Below are 16,400 nucleotides of genomic sequence, written 5' to 3' on the forward strand. Positions count from 1 at the left end.
CTCTTGACCGCTGTCGCAAGTTCCATGCCTGCCCGGCCTCACCCTGATCAAGCCAAGTCAGAGGATTCAACAAAGCTGGCACGGTTTATTCATTCACCCTGTTGGCACTACAGCCAAGGAAAGGAGTGAGCGATGAAACTCAAACCGTTGGCAGGGCTGCTGGGGATGTTGTTGGTAACCTCCCCCGCATACGCCTTGACCGAAGTCGATACCGAACTGCAACTGCTGATGGATGTGTCTGGCAGCGTCAGTTCATCGGAATTCAATTTGCAGTTACAGGGCTATGTGGACGCCTTTTATAACCAGGATGTGCAGAGCGCCATCCTCAATACCAGCGATGGCAAGCTGGGCTCCATCGCCGTGCAGATGGTGATGTGGAGCAGCAGCAACCAGCAAAGTCTGATGACCGACTGGTTCCACCTCTACGACATGACCTCCATCAACAACTTCGCCGCGACGCTGGACAACCTGGTGCGCCCCTATGCGGGGATGACAGCCCCCGGCTCGGCCATGGCCTTTGGTGCCCAGCAGTTTGATACCAACAACTACACCGCCGCCCGCCAGGTGATGGATGTGTCGGGAGACGGGATCCAGAACAACGGGCTGGATACCTCCACCGTGCGGGATCAACTGCTCGCCTCCGGCATCGACACCATCAACGGCATCACCATCGGTCAGGACTATCCCGATGGCGTGCTGCAAGAGTGGTATGTGGACAATATCGCCGGTGGTCAGGATGCGTTCGTGATCAACGCCACCACCTTCGCCGACTTTGGCAATGCGCTGGAGCTCAAACTGGCGGCCGAAATTGAGGGGGGGATTATCCCGGAAGGGGCACTGGCCGCCCCCCTCGAGGAGATCCCGCTGGCCGCCCAGCTGCTGCTCGGCATGCCGCTACTGCTAGCCTGGCGCTATCAACGCCGAACTCAAGGACGCCTGCAGCCCGCCAACGGGCAACTGGCACCCGCCATCGGCTAATTTGTCACCCCGTGTGGAGCGATGAGGGAGCCATGGCTCCCTGATTTTTTGCCGTAACCATGGCTTTCGGCAGGGGCTGCACCACTTCTGGTTTGAATACCGCCCGTAATCAGTCAGCTAACTCAGCTCATTTTTCGAGGCTGATTGACAGTCTGTTTGCTTCGCCGTAATGACAATCAGTGTCGTCCTACGTCATTCAAGTTTTGGCCCCGCCTATAGCTCATGGCACAATATGCGTTTTGTTTTTGATGTGGTGGATATATGATTCCGGAACAGATAAAGCAATATGGTAAGGGATTGGGCCTGTGATTGATCTTCCGTATTCGTTCCTTAGAACCTTGGCCGAGGGTGCATCTGCCATCGGCAAGCTATCACCATATTCTGATGGCGCAGTCGGTGGCGTGTTGAGTGGAGTGTCTGATGCTATCGAGTAAAGTTAAAACCATCATTCGATGGGCCTCGATTGTAATTGTTGGCCTTGGCTATTATTTCTGGCTCGGCCTAGCCTCTTTACCTTTTGGTCATATATCAGAGAAAGAAAGTGTTTTACTTTCTGGGCCAATTACCTTGGATCAGCATCGAGAAATATTGGAAAGTGTTATGGATGCGACTAATGTAGTCTACAGCGCTGCTGTTTGGGGTTTCTTGGTATGTGTCAGCCTTATATTGCTAATTTTTAGCAAGGTACGATAAAACCTGAAAGGCGACATGATTGCCGCCCAGCCCCCCGCCCGAAACTCACTCTCGAATTGGCAGCCAAAGTCACCTGTCAGGACGTACCTTCTAAATTGGCAAAGAATGTAACCGCGATCGTCCGATTACGCCTACTGGCTAATCGAGCCTACGAGCTTTGTTAGCTCATTCTGCCATGATTTTCTCCCATTTATACTGACAGTAACTGCACTTTCCTTCATTGTATTGATCTTCTAGGCCCAACGGCTCTTCGCACAACTCACAGTGGGTGTATTCCATTTCATAGTCACATGCTACACAACAACCCTCTTCGTGAATGAAAGTACTTTTCCCACACTCATGGCATGCATCATAAGGAGAATCTCCACCATCCATTGCATTTCTAATGGCCTCTCCAGCCAAAGAATCATCGATACATTGTTCGACTACATCATCAAAACAGAAGTCATTCCCACATGATTTGCAATGTAAATTGATAGTTGGGTAGATATCATCCGGATATGGGGCTTGTATCAGTGAAGAATGACATTGGTTACAGCGAAGATTCTTTAGCGCTACTTCAACTGAATGATATTTCCAGTCGATTGCATCAATTGTTTCCTTACAAGCTTTCTCTTCGACCGAGTAAACATCACTCACTTCAAGCAAAATTGCCCAGCAATCGTTACCCAGACTTTCTTGAGGATCTTGATCTAAGTGCTCTGATAAAAAATCCCGAATCAATATAAACGACTTAGCTACGATTTCACGGACAGCATCTGGAGATTCAGAGGTATAGTAATGTTCCAAATCGTTTCTTAGTTTGTTAATTTCATCGAATCGACTCCAGTCTACAGCTACGTTTAGGCTGCTGAATCTTTCTTTTATGGACTGAACATCAACCGTCTTGTGGCCTTTACCTTCAAAAACTATTTCGCCGTTTTCATTTTGCACAGGCCTGACATTTTGCTTAATTAGCAGTTCTTTATTGTCGTCCGGAGATAGTTGGCAGAGTTTTTCTTTGTAAAGTAATAAAATTCCAGCCGCAATGTTTCTTACAGCAGAAACACTACGCCTATCGTCATCATTTTGAAAATCTTCAACACCAATTTGGATTGAGTTGACTGCATTTTTGATAATACTCATTGCCTCTCCTGAGAGCTAACGCTTTGCTCACCAGAAAATAACGAGCGCAGCGAGTAATTTTTACGAGTGCAGCATATTTCTATGTTACTTACCGCCTCGCCCAAAAGTAGTAATTCTATTTTCGGTTTTACTAATTCGAATTCTACTATCTTTATGAATCATTCTCTGATGGCAATCTAGACAAAGACTAATCATGCCCTCAACTGTCGATGGGCCGCCTTTTGCATATTCGAAGATATGGTGGGCTTGAACTCTGTTTGTCGAGGCACACAATTGACAAATTTCAAGATCAAGAAGCCTTCTCTGCTTCTGGGCCTTCCGGTGGTCATAAGGTCTGTTCATCGTCATCCTCAAACCAGTCGTCATCGAATGGAATATCATCATCGTCAAACCATTCCTCTTCAGGTTCGTAAGATGCTTGCGGTGTTACTTCTATTCGTGCAGGAGTTGATTCTTCACTAACACCAAGCGCTAAATTTTCAACTCTACGTTTAAGCATTGGCTGAAGAGAATCAAATGGCCCTTCAATTCCAGTTAGATCTTCAATTTCACCACGATCTTCCAGCTGGCTTAATTTTTTTAAGATTTTCTTTACAGTTTCTTCACTTCCCACAAAGGCTACGTTAGTTGCCCACTTTTCATCATCAGACACAGTTAGAAACCCTCTTTAGCGGGGAGTTGAACACTAATACGGGATTTTGAATCATAAACTTCAAGTTTGCCTATGCCTTTACTAAGCAAAATCACAAATTCATTGTTTAATAATGGGATTTTGTTTTTGAAGCCTTCCACCTTGTAAATAACAAGCTTGCCATCTTTTTCAATAACTATCGCTTGGTCGTTAAACTGACTATCTGAGTGGACGGTTAGTTCTTCAAATTGCTTAGAAAAATTTGGTTCGCCCAGATCAAAACCGAAGATTTTATAAACTCTGAAATTACCGCTCTCTCCTTTGATGATCATCTCATTACCGTTAAATGAATAGAGAACATCACCTTCCTTAAGCATCTTAAATCTATATTCTTTCATGTGACTCCAAAATTAAATTAGTAACATAACAGTAATTATATGGAAGGCTCTATTCATGTGTTAGTAACGCCTTTCATCTAACTCCGCACAACCAATCGTCATCACCACCAAAAAATCATTTTAAAATAGCTGCATTATTAACCAGCATATGATTCATAAGTTTATTATCAATGCCTTACATCGGCTCCACTTGTATCACTGGGTAAAACCACAGTCAAGAATCGGAAATAGAAAATGCAGCCTTTCTCCTGTTTTATGGGCTTGCCGCGATGTTTACTCCGCCAAATGCACGATATAAAAAATGCCTCATCACGAGGCCTTATCAGACATATTCAGGTTCCGGCTGGTAGCCAGCTTTGCGGCAATCAGCCTGGCTCGGGAGCCAAGGGCAGCACCTGGCCATCCAGCGCCTGATAACTGTTGGATGGATAGTCCGACACCGGCTCGCAGTAGGGAATTCGGCTTAGCACTGGCGCTTTGATAAGAGAAGCCAGTCGATCACTGCGGCGCAAGCTGGTATCCGCCAACTCGGTCAGCAGGGCCAACCCGCCGCCCAGCCCCAGCCCGCCAATCACCCCGGCCAGCACAAATAGCCACAGCGGGTAGTTGCTCGGTTTGCTGGGGGCGAACGGCTTGTCGATCACCTTGATCCGCGCAGCTTGTTCAAAGTTACCCAGATCGCCGGTCACTTTGGCCTTCTCATAACGCAGCAACAAGTCCTGATAGAGGGTGCGCTTGACCGCCAGATCCCGCTCCAGCTCGGCGAGCTGACGTTCGGTATCGCCCTGGGAGTCGACCACCTTGTCCAGTCCATCCAGCTGGGTCTTCAAGCCTGTGGCGTTTTGCTGCGCATCGGTCAGCTGCGTCTGGGCCAGCTGCCACTCGGGCCCCTGCGCCATATCCGGCTGGGATTTGAGCTGCTCAAACTCCTGCTGCAACTGCTCAATCTGATAGCGCAGACTCTGCACCTTGCTGTGTTCCTCACTGTAGCGGGCTCGCAGCAACACCAGCTCGGTGCGCATCAATTGCAGCTTCTCATCAAGTTGACGGGCCAGCTGACTCTCCTGCCCCAGCGATAGCTGATCGACCCGGGCCCTGGCCTGCTGCAAGAGGATCAGGCTCTCTGCATAACGCTCTTGCAAACCATAGAGCCGGGCAACGTTGGCACTTTGTTGCTGGGGCAAGGCGCTGGCATGTTCCCGTTTGAAGTCGGCCAGTAGCTGCTCGGCCCCTTGCAATTCGCCACGGCGGCTGTCGAGCTGGCTTTGCAAAAAACGCTCGGAGGATTCCGCCGACTGGCGCCCTTTACTGAGCAAGTTGAAAAAGAAACGCCGTGAGATCGCCTCAAGCAGACCGGCACTGTTGGCGGCCGAATCGGCCCTGACCTTGATTTCAATTACCTCGTCCCCGATCAGCCGCAATGAGACCGCCCCTGACAGCCAGTCCATGATGGCATCGCGCTTGACCGGTGGGGTCTCGTCATTGACCAGGCCGCGATCCCGCGCCACCCCATCGAGCACATAGCGGCTGCGCAGCAGGGCTTCGAGCACCGCAAAGCGATCTTTGAGGCTCTCCTGGGTGATCAGATCCTTGAGGGTCGGGGTCTGGTTGGCATCTTGCGGCACCATAAAGGTGGTGCGACTCTCATACTCCTTGGGAGTGAGCCAGCCAATGGCGCCCCCGACCAGCGGCATCACCAGCACCGGGATCACCAGCAGATAACGACGGCGCCAGGCTGCAAACAAGATGAGGTAGAGGTTGTAATAGAACTGGACTGGCATGACATCACTCCCGATGAAGCAGGTAGGGCTGTCATCACTATGCAAGGCTGGTGCCAGTGCAAGGCCGGTGCCAGTGCAAGGCCGCTGCCAGCACCGTTTAGCTCCCGTGGTTGCCGGGCACTGACTTAGCGAACGGCAAGAGTGGTACAAGATTCGCATTAACCGATGGTCCGGGGCCGCGCCCCCTCCCTGTGCTGGAGTGCTCACCATGCTGCCATCGTCCGACCCCCTAATCCCATCAGAGCGCCAACCGGCGGTGGTGCAAATCGTCCAGCACCTGCAGCCCGGCGGGCTGGAGACCATGGTGCTCAATCTGACCCAGGCCAATGCGGGCCACCAACCGATGCATATCATCTCCCTTGAGGGGGACAAGGCGGCGGTATTGGCTGCATGGCCTGCCCTGCGCCCGTTCGCCACGCGGATCCACTGTCTGGCCAAACCGGCCGGTTGGTCCCTGACCACCCTCGGGCGGCTGACCCGCTTGCTACGGCAACTCAAACCGGGGGCGGTGCATACCCACCATCTTGGCCCCCTGCTCTATGGCGGCTTGGCCAGTCGCTTGGCGCAAGTGACAACTCTGGTGCACACCGAACATGACGCCTGGTATCTCGATGATCCTCATCAACGCACTCTGGCCAGTCTGGGGCTACGCACCTTCAGGCCGACCCTGGTGGCGGATGCGACCCCGGTGGCCAACCAGCTGCAGGCCAAGCTGGGGCAGTTGTCCGCACAGGTGATCCCGAACGGCATCGATGAACAGCGTTTTACCCCGGGCGCCGCCCCCCTCGCCCGTCAGGAGATGGGGCTGCCGCAAGGGGTCAAATTGATTGGGTGCGCCGCGCGCCTCGAAACCGTCAAGGGCCATAACTTGCTGCTGGAGGCGATCAGCACCTTGCCGGAAGAGGTGCATCTTGCATTGGCAGGGGTCGGCAGTTTGCAAAATGCATTGCAGCAGCAGTGCCAAGGGTTAGGCATTGCCCATCGCGTGCACTTCCTCGGGCTGGTTGAGCAGATGCCGCGCTTTTATCAGGGGCTGGATCTGTTCTGCTTGCCGTCACTGGCGGAAGGTATGCCGCTCTGTGTGCTGGAGGCCCAGGCATGCGGCGTCCCTGTGGTGATGAGCGCCGTTGGCGCGGCGGCCGAGATAGTCTGTCCGGCCAGCGGCTATCTGCTCGATAAACGAGACCCGCAGCTGTTGGCGCAACTTCTGGCACAGGGGTTGCTCAACTCCAGTAGCCTGCGCGCAGTCACCCGTGAGTTTGTCTGCCAGCAAGGCAGCCTGAGCCAGATGGCACAGGCCTATCAGGCACTTTACCGCCGTTAAGCAGACGGCTACCGGATTAAAGGAGCATCCCATGGAGTGGTACATGATGGCGTTTTGGCTCTGTGCAGCGCTGGTGGTCTACCACCATGTTGGCTACCCCCTGCTGCTCAAATATTTTGGTCAGCGGGCTCGTCAGATCACCCCGCATCCGCAACCTATGACCCGTGGCCTTAACAACAGCCATGGCGATGGGACGCTCCCCACCATCACCCTGCTGATGCCGGTCTATAACGAGGCGGCGACCATCGCGGCCAAGCTGCAAAACCTCGCCAGCCTCGATTACCCCGCCGACAAGCTGTGGGTACATGTGCATTTCGATGGCTGCAGCGACGATAGCTATCCGATTGCCCTGCTCCAGCTCGGGGATCCGGCCCTGCAGCATTTGCAGATCCGGCTGTTTAATCACGATCTCAATCGCGGCAAGGTCGCGGTACTCAACGATGCCATGGCGCTGGTCAAGAGCGATTTGGTGGCCCTGAGCGATGTCTCTGCCCTGCTCCCCATCGATAGCCTGCTGCTGGCCGCCGCCCATTTTCAAGATCCCAAGGTGGGGGTGGTGGGGGAAGCCTACCGTTTCTGGCAAGCGGGCTCCGAGGGCGAAGAGCACTACTGGCGCTATCAGAGCCAGATCAAGCTGTGCGAGTCGGCCCTCGGCAGCATGCTGGGCGCCCATGGTGCTTTCTATGTGATCCGCAGCCACTGCCTGACTCCGCTGGCGAGCGATACCATCAACGACGATTTCATCCTGCCGATGCAGGCCATCGCCAAGGGTTACAAGGCGGTCTATGACAATCGCTGCGCCGCACTGGAGCTGGAAGTATCTGATGCCGCCCTTGAGGCGGTGCGGCGCAAGCGGATCGGGGCTGGCAATACCCAGCAACTGCTGCGTCTGCTGCCGCTACTGCACCCCAAATTTGGTTGGGTGGCTTTTAATTTTGCCAGTGGCAAAGGGCTACGGGTATTGATGCCCCTGTGCCTGATGCTGCTGTGGCTGTGCGCTATCCCTCTGGCCACTGCGTCTGCCTTTTTTGGCGCCGTACTTGCCGCACAACTACTGGGCTATACCCTGGTGGGAGTGATCCAGCTGACCCCGAATTACCGCTGGCCCGGCCCCCTTCGCACTATCCACTATCTGGTGCTTGGCCACTGGTACAACGGCATTGGCACCCTCCACTACGGCTTGCGCACACTGATCCGTTCCACCACTCAGGAGAGAGCAGTATGAAACACCCTATCCCGACAGTGACCCTGGTGGTCAAACGCATCATGGATCTGGCTGGTGCATCCCTTGGCTTGTTGCTGACGCTGCCGCTGTGGCCCTTGATCATGCTGGCTATCCGCCTCGATAGTCCGGGTCCGGTGTTCTTTCGCCAATTACGGATTGGCCGCAGCCATGCCAGCCATACCGAGCTGTTTTTTATGATCAAGTTTCGCACCATGCGCGCCGACGCCGAAGCGGGGACAGGCCCGGTCTGGTGTGGTAAAGGGGATAGCCGCATCACCCGCAGCGGCGATTTTCTGCGTAAAACCCGGCTCGATGAGCTGCCGCAATTTCTCAATGTGCTCAAGGGAGAGATGTCGCTGATTGGCCCACGGCCAGAACGACCCGGCATCGCCAACCGGCTGGAAGATGCGGTGCCCTTCTTTATCGAACGCACCTATGAAGTGGCCCCCGGCATTACCGGTCTGGCGCAGGTCAATCAGGGCTATGATGAGTCACTCGATGACGTGCGCAGCAAGCTGGCCTTTGATCTGGCCTACTCGGTCGCCCTGCTCCACCCGTGGCGCTGGCTGGTGCAAGACCTCCAGATCATCGGCAAGACCATTGCCATCATGGTCGGCAAGAAGGGCCGCTGACCCCCAACCCACTGGTGGATGCACGATCCCCACCAGCCACCACATCCCAACCAGATAGCGCTGGCCATTGCTGATGCAATGGCCTTTTTCTTGATCCCCTCGCAACCATGTAGCGCTATGGTGTCAGCCCCTTATCAACACAGCGTCCACCAAGGGGCGGATGGCACGCTACCCGGGATGCTGCAGCACAGCCAGCCATCAACCAGCGGCGGTGCAACGCACCCGCCAAGGGAATCCCTAAATAGCCCGCTACCCTCGATACCACAGCACCTTAAATCGGGGGCGTTGTGGAGGCTGTGGGCCTTCGCCACGCTGCGGCGGCACACTTCTGAGGCTGCGCACTTCTTCGGTTTCACACGGCGGATCAAGTGCGATGGCACCTTCCGGTAGCCGTCTTTTACGGCAGGTGACAGCCCGTTAAGACGCCAGCCAATCAAGATCGCTGCGCACGCTCATGGCTCATTACCTATTGCCCATAAAAAAGCGAGTGGCCAGGCCACTCGCATTGGTCAATCTCACGGGCTGGTTAGAGGGGATAGAGCGCCAGAATATCACTCACTCTGTGATTGACGCTGTAACCGCGCGCTATGGTTCTGCGCGCAGCCTGACTCATCCTGCCACGCACCACCTCATCACTGCGCAACCAATAATTGACCAGTTCGGCCATGTCGTGCACATGGCCGGGCTCCACCAGCCAGCCATTGGACTTGTTATCAATCAGCTGCACCAGGCCACCCACCGCAAAGGTACAGACCGGAATACCGTGGGCCATCGCCTCCAGCGCCACCAGCGGCAACCCCTCAAACCGGGAGGTGATACAGAGCAGATCAATATGGTGCCACTCGTTGGCCATTTGCCGAAAACCGTGGAGCTGTACACGGTCACCATATTGCTGCCACAAGTCATCTTTCAATGGCCCATCACCGTAGAGATGAAATTCGCCATCGGGACAGAGCGCCGCCAACTGGCAAAAGCTCGCAGGCCCCTTTTCAGCTGACAGTCTGCCAACAAACGCGATGCGATTGCCTTGCACCGATGCCGGCAACGCAGGCATAGGCACGAAGTTGCTGATCACCGTGCTCGGCACTGGCAATCTGCGAGCAATCGCCTCACTCACTGCAATACAGGTCGCAAAACGCGCCGTGACCCGATCCAGCCAGCTGTAAAACTTCAGTAACCCCTGCCCCTCATCACCACTGTGAAAGGTGGAGACTACTGATTTTCCGCTGCACCAGGCGGTCAGACGACCGAGGATCCCGGCCTTGTAACCATGGGTGTGCACCAGCACATCACCGGATTGGCTCGCCAACGTCTGCACAAAATCACGGCTGTTGCGACAGACCCGATAAGGCAGCCCCTGCTGCTTGAGCAGCGCAATAAAGGGGGTCATCCCGTGGTTGCTCACCAGCACTATGGTCGGGTTGAGGCCCCTGCTCAGCAGATCGCGCGCCAAATGGGTAATGTGAACTTCGATCCCGCCTACTTGACGGGCATCGATAGCGAGCCAGATCGGCTGTGTTGGTAACATAAGCGCCCTCCTTGTGTGGCTCCACGCCATGTGCAACATGGCGACTGCGTACTCCTGCATAGATGCATAGAGCGGGCCAGCAACACCAAGGAAGGGCAGGATCAGGCGGCGGGATAAGCGAGCAGTAACAGGGTCATATCATCCAGCGCGGCCCCCTCGGCACGCTCATCAAACCAGTTGGCAATACGCTGGGCCAGCCGCTCCAGGCTCGGCTCGGGCGTCAGGCACAATGTCCGCAATTGATCTTCCCACTGCTGGCGCTCGCTGGCATCACGGCTATCGAGCAAGCCGTCGGTCCAGAACAGCAAGCGCTCTCCCGGTTTAAGCTGACGCTGATTGGTCACAAAATGGGGATCCGGGCGTAAACCGGGCAAGGGGCCGGTCACCCCGACCTGACGCACCGAGCCCGGCCCGATCAGCCAGGGGGCAGGATGACCGGCACTGGCCCACTGCACCCGCCCCTCGTCACCCAGCTCGATACACAAGGTGGTAAGCAGGGTGGCCCCCAGCAAGGGGTCACTGTGGACCGCGTTGGACAAAATGGTCAGCAAGCGTGCGGGGGCGCGCTCCAGATCGTGCGCGGTCAGCAAACCACGCAAATAACCGGCATAGGCATGGGCAAAAAACTTGGCTTCCGCATCGTGGCCCATCACATCCCCAAGCCACAGCACCCGATCTTTGACCAGTAGAAAGTCCCCGCCCCCCACGGTGGCCGCGCGGGTTTGCAACGCCAGCGGGTATCCGTTTATCGAGGTGGCGGGCAATAACGGACGCAGCGCCGAGGTCATCCGCTGATCAAGCTGCTCGCCCCATTGCGATTTGAGCTGCAGCGAGCGTTGCAGCACCCGCGAAACCGCCATCAACAAGTCCTGCTTGGTGATAGGTTTGACCAGAAAATCGTCGATACCCAAGGCACCGGCACGACTCTGGGTCCATTGATCCTGATGGCCGGTGAGAAAAATAAAGGGAACCCCCTTCATCTTGGGATCTTTCATCAGCTGCTGACGCAGCGCAAAACCGTCGATACCTTCCATCTCGATATCGGACAGCACTATGGCGGGCGGCTGTCTTCCCAATACCTGCAAGGCCGCGTCGGGATCTGCATAGGATTCGACCCGGTAGTGCTCCTGCAGATAAGCAGTGAGCAGGGCGCGCATCACCTTGTCATCATCAATGACGGCAATCACGGGTAACGCCTTGATCACCGCATGAGGGCGCAGGGTGACCCGATTGCGCTCCCCCTCGCGGGCAAAGCACACCTCGGCAAACAGCTGGTGTACCAGGGCGAGTCCATAGCCTCCCTCTTGCAGCTCATCGGGCAACGGCATAGCGCTAAGGATGGGCTGGGGCCCGCCATCGTCCTCCAACAACAGGATCAAGCCCTGCTCGTCTTGTTTCAGGGTGAGCCACAGCTGAGTGGCAGGCGGCATGGCATGGCGGACAATATTGGTCGCCAGTTCACTGAAACAGAGCAGCCAGTTGGCTTGCTCTTGCTGGGACACCTGAAACAGGGACAACCCTTGTGCCAGCCGGTGGCGCAGTTCACGCACCGCTTGCAAGCTGGCAGGGGCAGATCGCAACCAATCATCCATACACGCTATCCATCAGCCATCTCCAGACACACTCGCCACCCGCTCCTACTGCACCCGATCAGATCCGGAAGTTAAGTAGCGAACTGCGACGACACCAGCGTTTAAGCCATTCGGTCACCCGGTTACTGGGCAGCCGGTTGAGTTCCCGCAGGATCTCGCTGGCCAGGCCCGGATTGAGCTTGTCGTTATAAACCGCCCCCACCAGATTGGCGTCGGCCCGCGTAAGTTTATCCACCGCACTCTGCACGGAGCTGGTCGGCGTGACCCCGGCCAACACCACCAGCAACGCCCCGTCACAGGCGCCACACACCTGGTCGGCAGGAATGTTGCCCCGATTGAGGGCATTAAGGGGGGAGGTATCGAAGATCACCACATCATAATGTTCGAACCAGCGCTGCAGCAGTTGGCGCAAGGTATCTTTGTTGCGAAACGCCATCAAATCTTTACCGGGTGCGGGCAACAGTGAGAGCGAACGACCATGCGCTACCGGCTCGGGCACATCGTTGGGCCCCCAGGAGAGCGCCGTCGCACGCCCCGGATGATAAAGATTGAGATCCACCAGCAGGGTGCGAAGTCCATCGGCCTCTGCTCGTCTGGCCAGCGCATCGCAGATAGAACTGACCCCTTCCCCCCCTTCGGCAGAGGTAATGGCCAGCGAGCGTATTCCCCGGGCGAGAGTCGCCGCATAGAGCGACTCCAGCTCGAGATATTGAATGGGGATGCTCATATCAAAGCGTCCCGACCAGCGCCACCACCGAGATCGTGGTGAGAATATCCCGCATCCCATCCATGAAAATCGCCCAGTTGCTGCTCTTGCTGTCAGGGATAAAGACGGTGTCACCTGCGCGCAGCACCGGCAACTGACTAAAGTCGGGCTCCTTGGCAAAGCCATCGAGATCGAAGCTGCGGGCCTGATCCCCCTGCCCGCTGGCGGCCATGTTGATCACCACGATCTTCTTGATATAGGCGGTATTGGTCGGGCCACCGGCCTCAGCCAGTAGATCCAGCAGGGTCATGGAGGAGTCAAAACGGTAGCGACCGGGGCGGGCGATGGCCCCCAGTACCCGAATGGTGTTCTCCTTGGGTTCATCCAGCCAGGGGCGATTCTTCTCTGGCAGGTAAATGGAGTCGCCCGGCATCACCTTGGGCAGCAAGGTTTCATCACCGGTTTCAAAGTACATGGCAAGGTCGAGCTTGCTGACCCGCGCCGTGCTGCCATTGCGGTGAGCAATGCGCACATTGCGCAGATCGGCGGCCGCCGTTGGCCCATCGGCAGCCGACAAGATATCGATGAACCCCAGCTGGTCATTAAAGGCATAACGCCCCGGCGCGCCGACCTGGCCGAAGATATAGATGGAGCTGTCCGGTGACTGGCGCACCCATTGGGATTTGTTATCGCTGGGATCGGTGGGCAGCTCGGGGATCATGATGGTGAACCCGGCACGGATCCGGGGCAGGCTGGCCAGCGCCCCGCCCTGATGGAGAAACTTGTCGAGATCAAACAGGGTCGGCGTGGCCTGGCCCCCCTCGGAGGTGAGGATCTGGACTTTGGCGATATCGGCCCGCTCGCTGGGGCCACCGGCGTGGGCAATCAGATCCAGCAGCGACATCTCATCAGACCATTCATAACGACCCGGGATACGCACCGCCCCCATCACCATCACCGCCCGTCCGGGCGCCACTTTTAACCAGGACTTCTCGTTAATGTCGGTCTTCTCCGGCACAAAGATCGCGTCACCGGGTTTTATTTGTGGCAGCGCCTTTTGCAGGCCCTCGGTATAAGCCTGCAGATCAATGGGCTCCACACTGCCATCGGTGCGCAGCAAGCGGATTTGGCGACTCTCGGCATAGCGGGTCGGGCCACCGGCATTGGCCAGAATATCGAGGAAGGAGTCCCCTTCCCGCCCCTCATAGGCGCCGGGTTTGAACACCTCGCCCATGATGTAGATGGTGCGGGCACCGCGTTTGATCTGCTCTTCATCCTTGGGCACGAAGATGGTGGCGCCCGGTGCCAGATTGGGCAGCAGCTTGTTGTTGCCGGAGTCGAGATAGGCTTTGAGATCGAACAGCTCGGGGGCATCGCCATTGATCACCCGGATCCGCTCCACCCCGGCAAAACGGGTCACACCGCCCGCCCGCATCAGCAGATCCACGATGGAGTTGCCACTTTTGAAACTGAAGGCGCCGGGGCTGTTGACCTCACCAAACACCTTGATCGCCTTGCCGGTATCGCCATCCCCGCCCGCCGCCAGGGTCGCCGCATCAAAATCGATCTGTACGTTGCCAATCAACGGGGAGGCAGGCACGAACACCACATCAAGGGATTGCAGCGGTGGCAACACGCTGGCATCGCCGGTATCGAGGTAACGCTTGTAGTCAAAACTCGAGACCGTGCTGCCACGGCGAACTTGCATATTGTTGAGCTGGGCCCCGGGCACCAGACCGCCAGCGGCATCGAGGGCCATCTGCACGTTGCCATCGGGGGCCAAATCATAACTGCCGGGTTTTTTGACATAGCCCATCACGCTGATCAGCAGCCGCTTCTCCAGCAAGGTGACGGTCAATTGAGAGAGGTTGTTGTAAACCGGTGTGAGGGCGCTGCGGATCAGCTCATCCGCCTGTGGCAGAGTCTTCCCCCCCACTACCACAGTGCCAACTTCAGGTAGCGTAATCTCCCCTTGCTTGTTGATCTGGAAAGGCTGATCAAAGGCAGGCTCGCCGGGTTGCACTATGGCCAGCCGATCACCGGGAGCGAGTAAGGTGGAAGCCAGTAACGGGCTAGTAAATAGCAGCAAGAAAAAACCGATCAATCCTTCGATAGCGCCCCGTTTCATAGACATCCTTTTTGTCTGTTACGTTTGCCCCCATTGTCGCAAGGGGAGCCCTGACCAATCAGTGCTACAGCCCGCAACGGTGGTTTGTTGCAGCCGCAAACGTACTTTTTGTAGTGACTGTGCCAACACAGTCTGACGCCAACCGACCTCAGACCAGAGCCGACCATGCATATCCCGTTCGATATCAATGCGTTGTAATTGTAATTGTTTAAGCTCAGCAGGCATACACTCCCTTAGATGAGATTGCTGTAACTGCACAATCTGCGAATCCAGGGTCTTCTGAGCCTCATCATAACGAGACCAGACTTTTCGTTCATCCTCATTCACCGGAATACGCGTCGGTCTTACCTCGGCCAGTCCGCCGTAACCCGCAGGTGGCCACTGAGTACAACCCGACAGCATGATAGATGACAGCAATAGCCCCCATCGTTTCATGATGCGGCCGCCATCATGTTACGAGCACGCATATAGGTTTTGAGCGTGTCATGACAAGGGATCACCCTGTCTATATGTAACATTTCCAACAGGTCGTGGGGTTGACCTGGCCCACAAACAAGGGCCATCTGATGCCCGTTCATAATCAGTCTTTTATAGAGAAAAACCAATGCCCCGATCCCTGACGAGTCGATAAAATGCACATCGCTGATATCTGCCAACACATTGCCGTGATAGGTAGCCAGCTCCTCGAACAACGGACGCAACGCACTGACCGCCATCGCATCGAACTCATTTTCCAGTACCACAACCTGAGTGTCATTAAGGGTGTAAGTCATACTTTCCATGGTTAACTCCTTGTCTATATCCCGGACTGTTCACTGTCATCGCACCCGCCACGTTGCAGCTGTCGTGTTGCAAGTGTTATGCCGAGTCCAGATTAGTCGACCGGATAGCCCGTCATGCTCTCCATATGGTACTCCCCCCACCCTACTCTTTACACATTCAAACCCAATTTCAGTTACCAATTTGCAACAAGACTGCGTATTACCTTGCAAACTGCAACGACAACTGTCACCAAAGACCACAGATAGACTTAACTCGCCTTAAAAATGCGGTGATACACGTGATATGTAACTCGGCCCGAGTTTTGCTTTCCTCCTGTTACCGGGAGCAACAGTGGTTGTTCTGCGTGTCATCATCGAACAGGTTCAAGGAGGATGTTATGAGACTAGGCCTTTATATCGCACCACTGCTGGGCGCCCTCTGCGGCATCACACAAGCCGCCCCGTCCCTTGAAGATGCGCTACTCAAGGTAGAGGGAGCGATCGAAAGCCCCACTCATCACACGTTTTATCTGTGGGATAGCGCCATGCTGGACCAGTTGCCCCAGTATGAAATCAACACCCATACCCCCTGGTATGACAAGGCCAAGACGTTTCGTGGCCCGCGGCTGCAAGATGTTCTGGCCAAGGTCGGAGCAAATGGCACGCAACTCACCATCACCGCACTCAACGACTACTCGGTGCAGGTGCCCGCCAGTGATGCCGCGCAATACCAGGTGATCCTGGCCCGCACCATCGATGGCAAACCGCTCTCGATCCGAGATAAAGGCCCACTATTTCTCATCTATCCATTCGATCAGTATCCGGAGCTGCGCAACAAGCTCTATTACGGTCGCGCCATCTGGCAGATCAGCCAGATCAAGGTCGAGTAGGTCCCACC

The 16,400-nt window shown here is 55.6% G+C and carries 15 protein-coding genes; 5 read left to right on the top strand and 10 right to left on the bottom strand.

What is annotated here, in order from left to right; genetic code table 11:
* The first annotated feature begins 132 nt into the window (after positions 1-132).
* On the top strand, positions 133-978 hold the full coding sequence (locus BN1135_RS10245; protein WP_042020814.1) for a DUF1194 domain-containing protein: 846 nt from the start codon (positions 133-135) through the stop codon (positions 976-978).
* Positions 979-1,836: 858 nt separating this feature from the next.
* On the opposite strand, the gene BN1135_RS10250 is transcribed toward BN1135_RS10245, so the two are convergent.
* From BN1135_RS10250 to BN1135_RS10265, 5 genes are all read right to left on the bottom strand, one after another.
* A complete protein-coding gene (locus tag BN1135_RS10250) occupies positions 1,837-2,796 on the bottom strand; it encodes a hypothetical protein (RefSeq protein WP_042020815.1) in 960 nt (319 codons plus the stop codon).
* 84 nt (positions 2,797-2,880) lie between these two features.
* Entirely contained in the window at positions 2,881-3,180 is a 300-nt protein-coding gene (locus tag BN1135_RS22655; protein WP_082186771.1) for an HNH endonuclease, read from the bottom strand.
* Entirely contained in the window at positions 3,122-3,448 is a 327-nt protein-coding gene (locus BN1135_RS22090) for a hypothetical protein (RefSeq protein ID WP_042020816.1), read from the bottom strand. Before BN1135_RS22090 ends, BN1135_RS22655 begins: the two co-directional genes overlap by 59 nt.
* Before the next feature lie 2 nt (positions 3,449-3,450).
* Positions 3,451-3,825, bottom strand: a complete 375-nt coding sequence (locus BN1135_RS10260) for a hypothetical protein (RefSeq protein WP_042020817.1) — start codon at positions 3,823-3,825, stop codon at positions 3,451-3,453.
* 365 nt (positions 3,826-4,190) lie between these two features.
* Positions 4,191-5,606: a GumC family protein gene (locus BN1135_RS10265; protein WP_042020818.1), complete on the bottom strand. Its 1,416-nt coding sequence runs from the start codon at positions 5,604-5,606 to the stop codon at positions 4,191-4,193.
* Between the two features lie 208 nt (positions 5,607-5,814).
* On the opposite strand from BN1135_RS10265, the gene BN1135_RS10270 reads away from it, so the two are divergent.
* Genes BN1135_RS10270 through BN1135_RS10280 form a run of 3 tightly spaced genes read left to right on the top strand, consistent with a single transcriptional unit; the run spans position 5,815 to position 8,787 of the window.
* Positions 5,815-6,930 carry a glycosyltransferase gene (locus BN1135_RS10270; protein WP_042020819.1) on the top strand — a complete coding sequence of 372 codons (1,116 nt, stop codon included), beginning with the start codon at positions 5,815-5,817 and terminating at the stop codon, positions 6,928-6,930.
* Positions 6,931-6,961: 31 nt separating this feature from the next.
* On the top strand, positions 6,962-8,155 hold the full coding sequence (locus BN1135_RS10275; RefSeq protein ID WP_042020822.1) for a glycosyltransferase family 2 protein: 1,194 nt from the start codon (positions 6,962-6,964) through the stop codon (positions 8,153-8,155).
* Positions 8,152-8,787, top strand: a complete 636-nt coding sequence (locus BN1135_RS10280) for a sugar transferase (RefSeq protein ID WP_042020824.1) — start codon at positions 8,152-8,154, stop codon at positions 8,785-8,787. Before BN1135_RS10275 ends, BN1135_RS10280 begins: the two co-directional genes overlap by 4 nt.
* 526 nt (positions 8,788-9,313) lie before the next feature.
* Here BN1135_RS10280 and BN1135_RS10285 read toward each other — a convergent pair.
* The 5 genes from BN1135_RS10285 to BN1135_RS10305 all read right to left on the bottom strand — a co-directional run bounded on the left by BN1135_RS10285 (position 9,314) and on the right by BN1135_RS10305 (position 15,523).
* The gene (locus BN1135_RS10285) at positions 9,314-10,315 is read right to left on the bottom strand and encodes a glycosyltransferase family 4 protein (RefSeq protein WP_042020826.1); all 1,002 of its coding nucleotides are present in this window, start codon (positions 10,313-10,315) and stop codon (positions 9,314-9,316) included.
* Between the two features lie 101 nt (positions 10,316-10,416).
* Positions 10,417-11,907 carry a SpoIIE family protein phosphatase gene (locus tag BN1135_RS10290; protein ID WP_042020828.1) on the bottom strand — a complete coding sequence of 497 codons (1,491 nt, stop codon included), beginning with the start codon at positions 11,905-11,907 and terminating at the stop codon, positions 10,417-10,419.
* A gap of 58 nt (positions 11,908-11,965) precedes the next feature.
* On the bottom strand, positions 11,966-12,634 hold the full coding sequence (locus BN1135_RS10295) for a P-loop NTPase family protein (protein ID WP_042020830.1): 669 nt from the start codon (positions 12,632-12,634) through the stop codon (positions 11,966-11,968).
* 1 nt (position 12,635) lies between these two features.
* The gene (locus BN1135_RS10300) at positions 12,636-14,741 is read right to left on the bottom strand and encodes an SLBB domain-containing protein (protein WP_082186772.1); all 2,106 of its coding nucleotides are present in this window, start codon (positions 14,739-14,741) and stop codon (positions 12,636-12,638) included.
* A gap of 431 nt (positions 14,742-15,172) precedes the next feature.
* Positions 15,173-15,523, bottom strand: coding sequence for an STAS domain-containing protein (locus BN1135_RS10305; protein ID WP_042020833.1), 351 nt, complete (start codon positions 15,521-15,523; stop codon positions 15,173-15,175).
* 377 nt (positions 15,524-15,900) lie between these two features.
* Between BN1135_RS10305 and BN1135_RS10310 the strand changes: the two genes are divergently transcribed.
* Positions 15,901-16,392, top strand: coding sequence for a putative pterin-binding protein (locus BN1135_RS10310; RefSeq protein WP_042020835.1), 492 nt, complete (start codon positions 15,901-15,903; stop codon positions 16,390-16,392).
* The last annotated feature ends 8 nt before the right edge of the window (positions 16,393-16,400 follow it).

The sequence above is a fragment of the Aeromonas sobria genome (assembly GCF_000820145.1).
In the GTDB taxonomy this organism is placed as follows: Bacteria; Pseudomonadota; Gammaproteobacteria; order Enterobacterales; family Aeromonadaceae; genus Aeromonas; species Aeromonas sobria.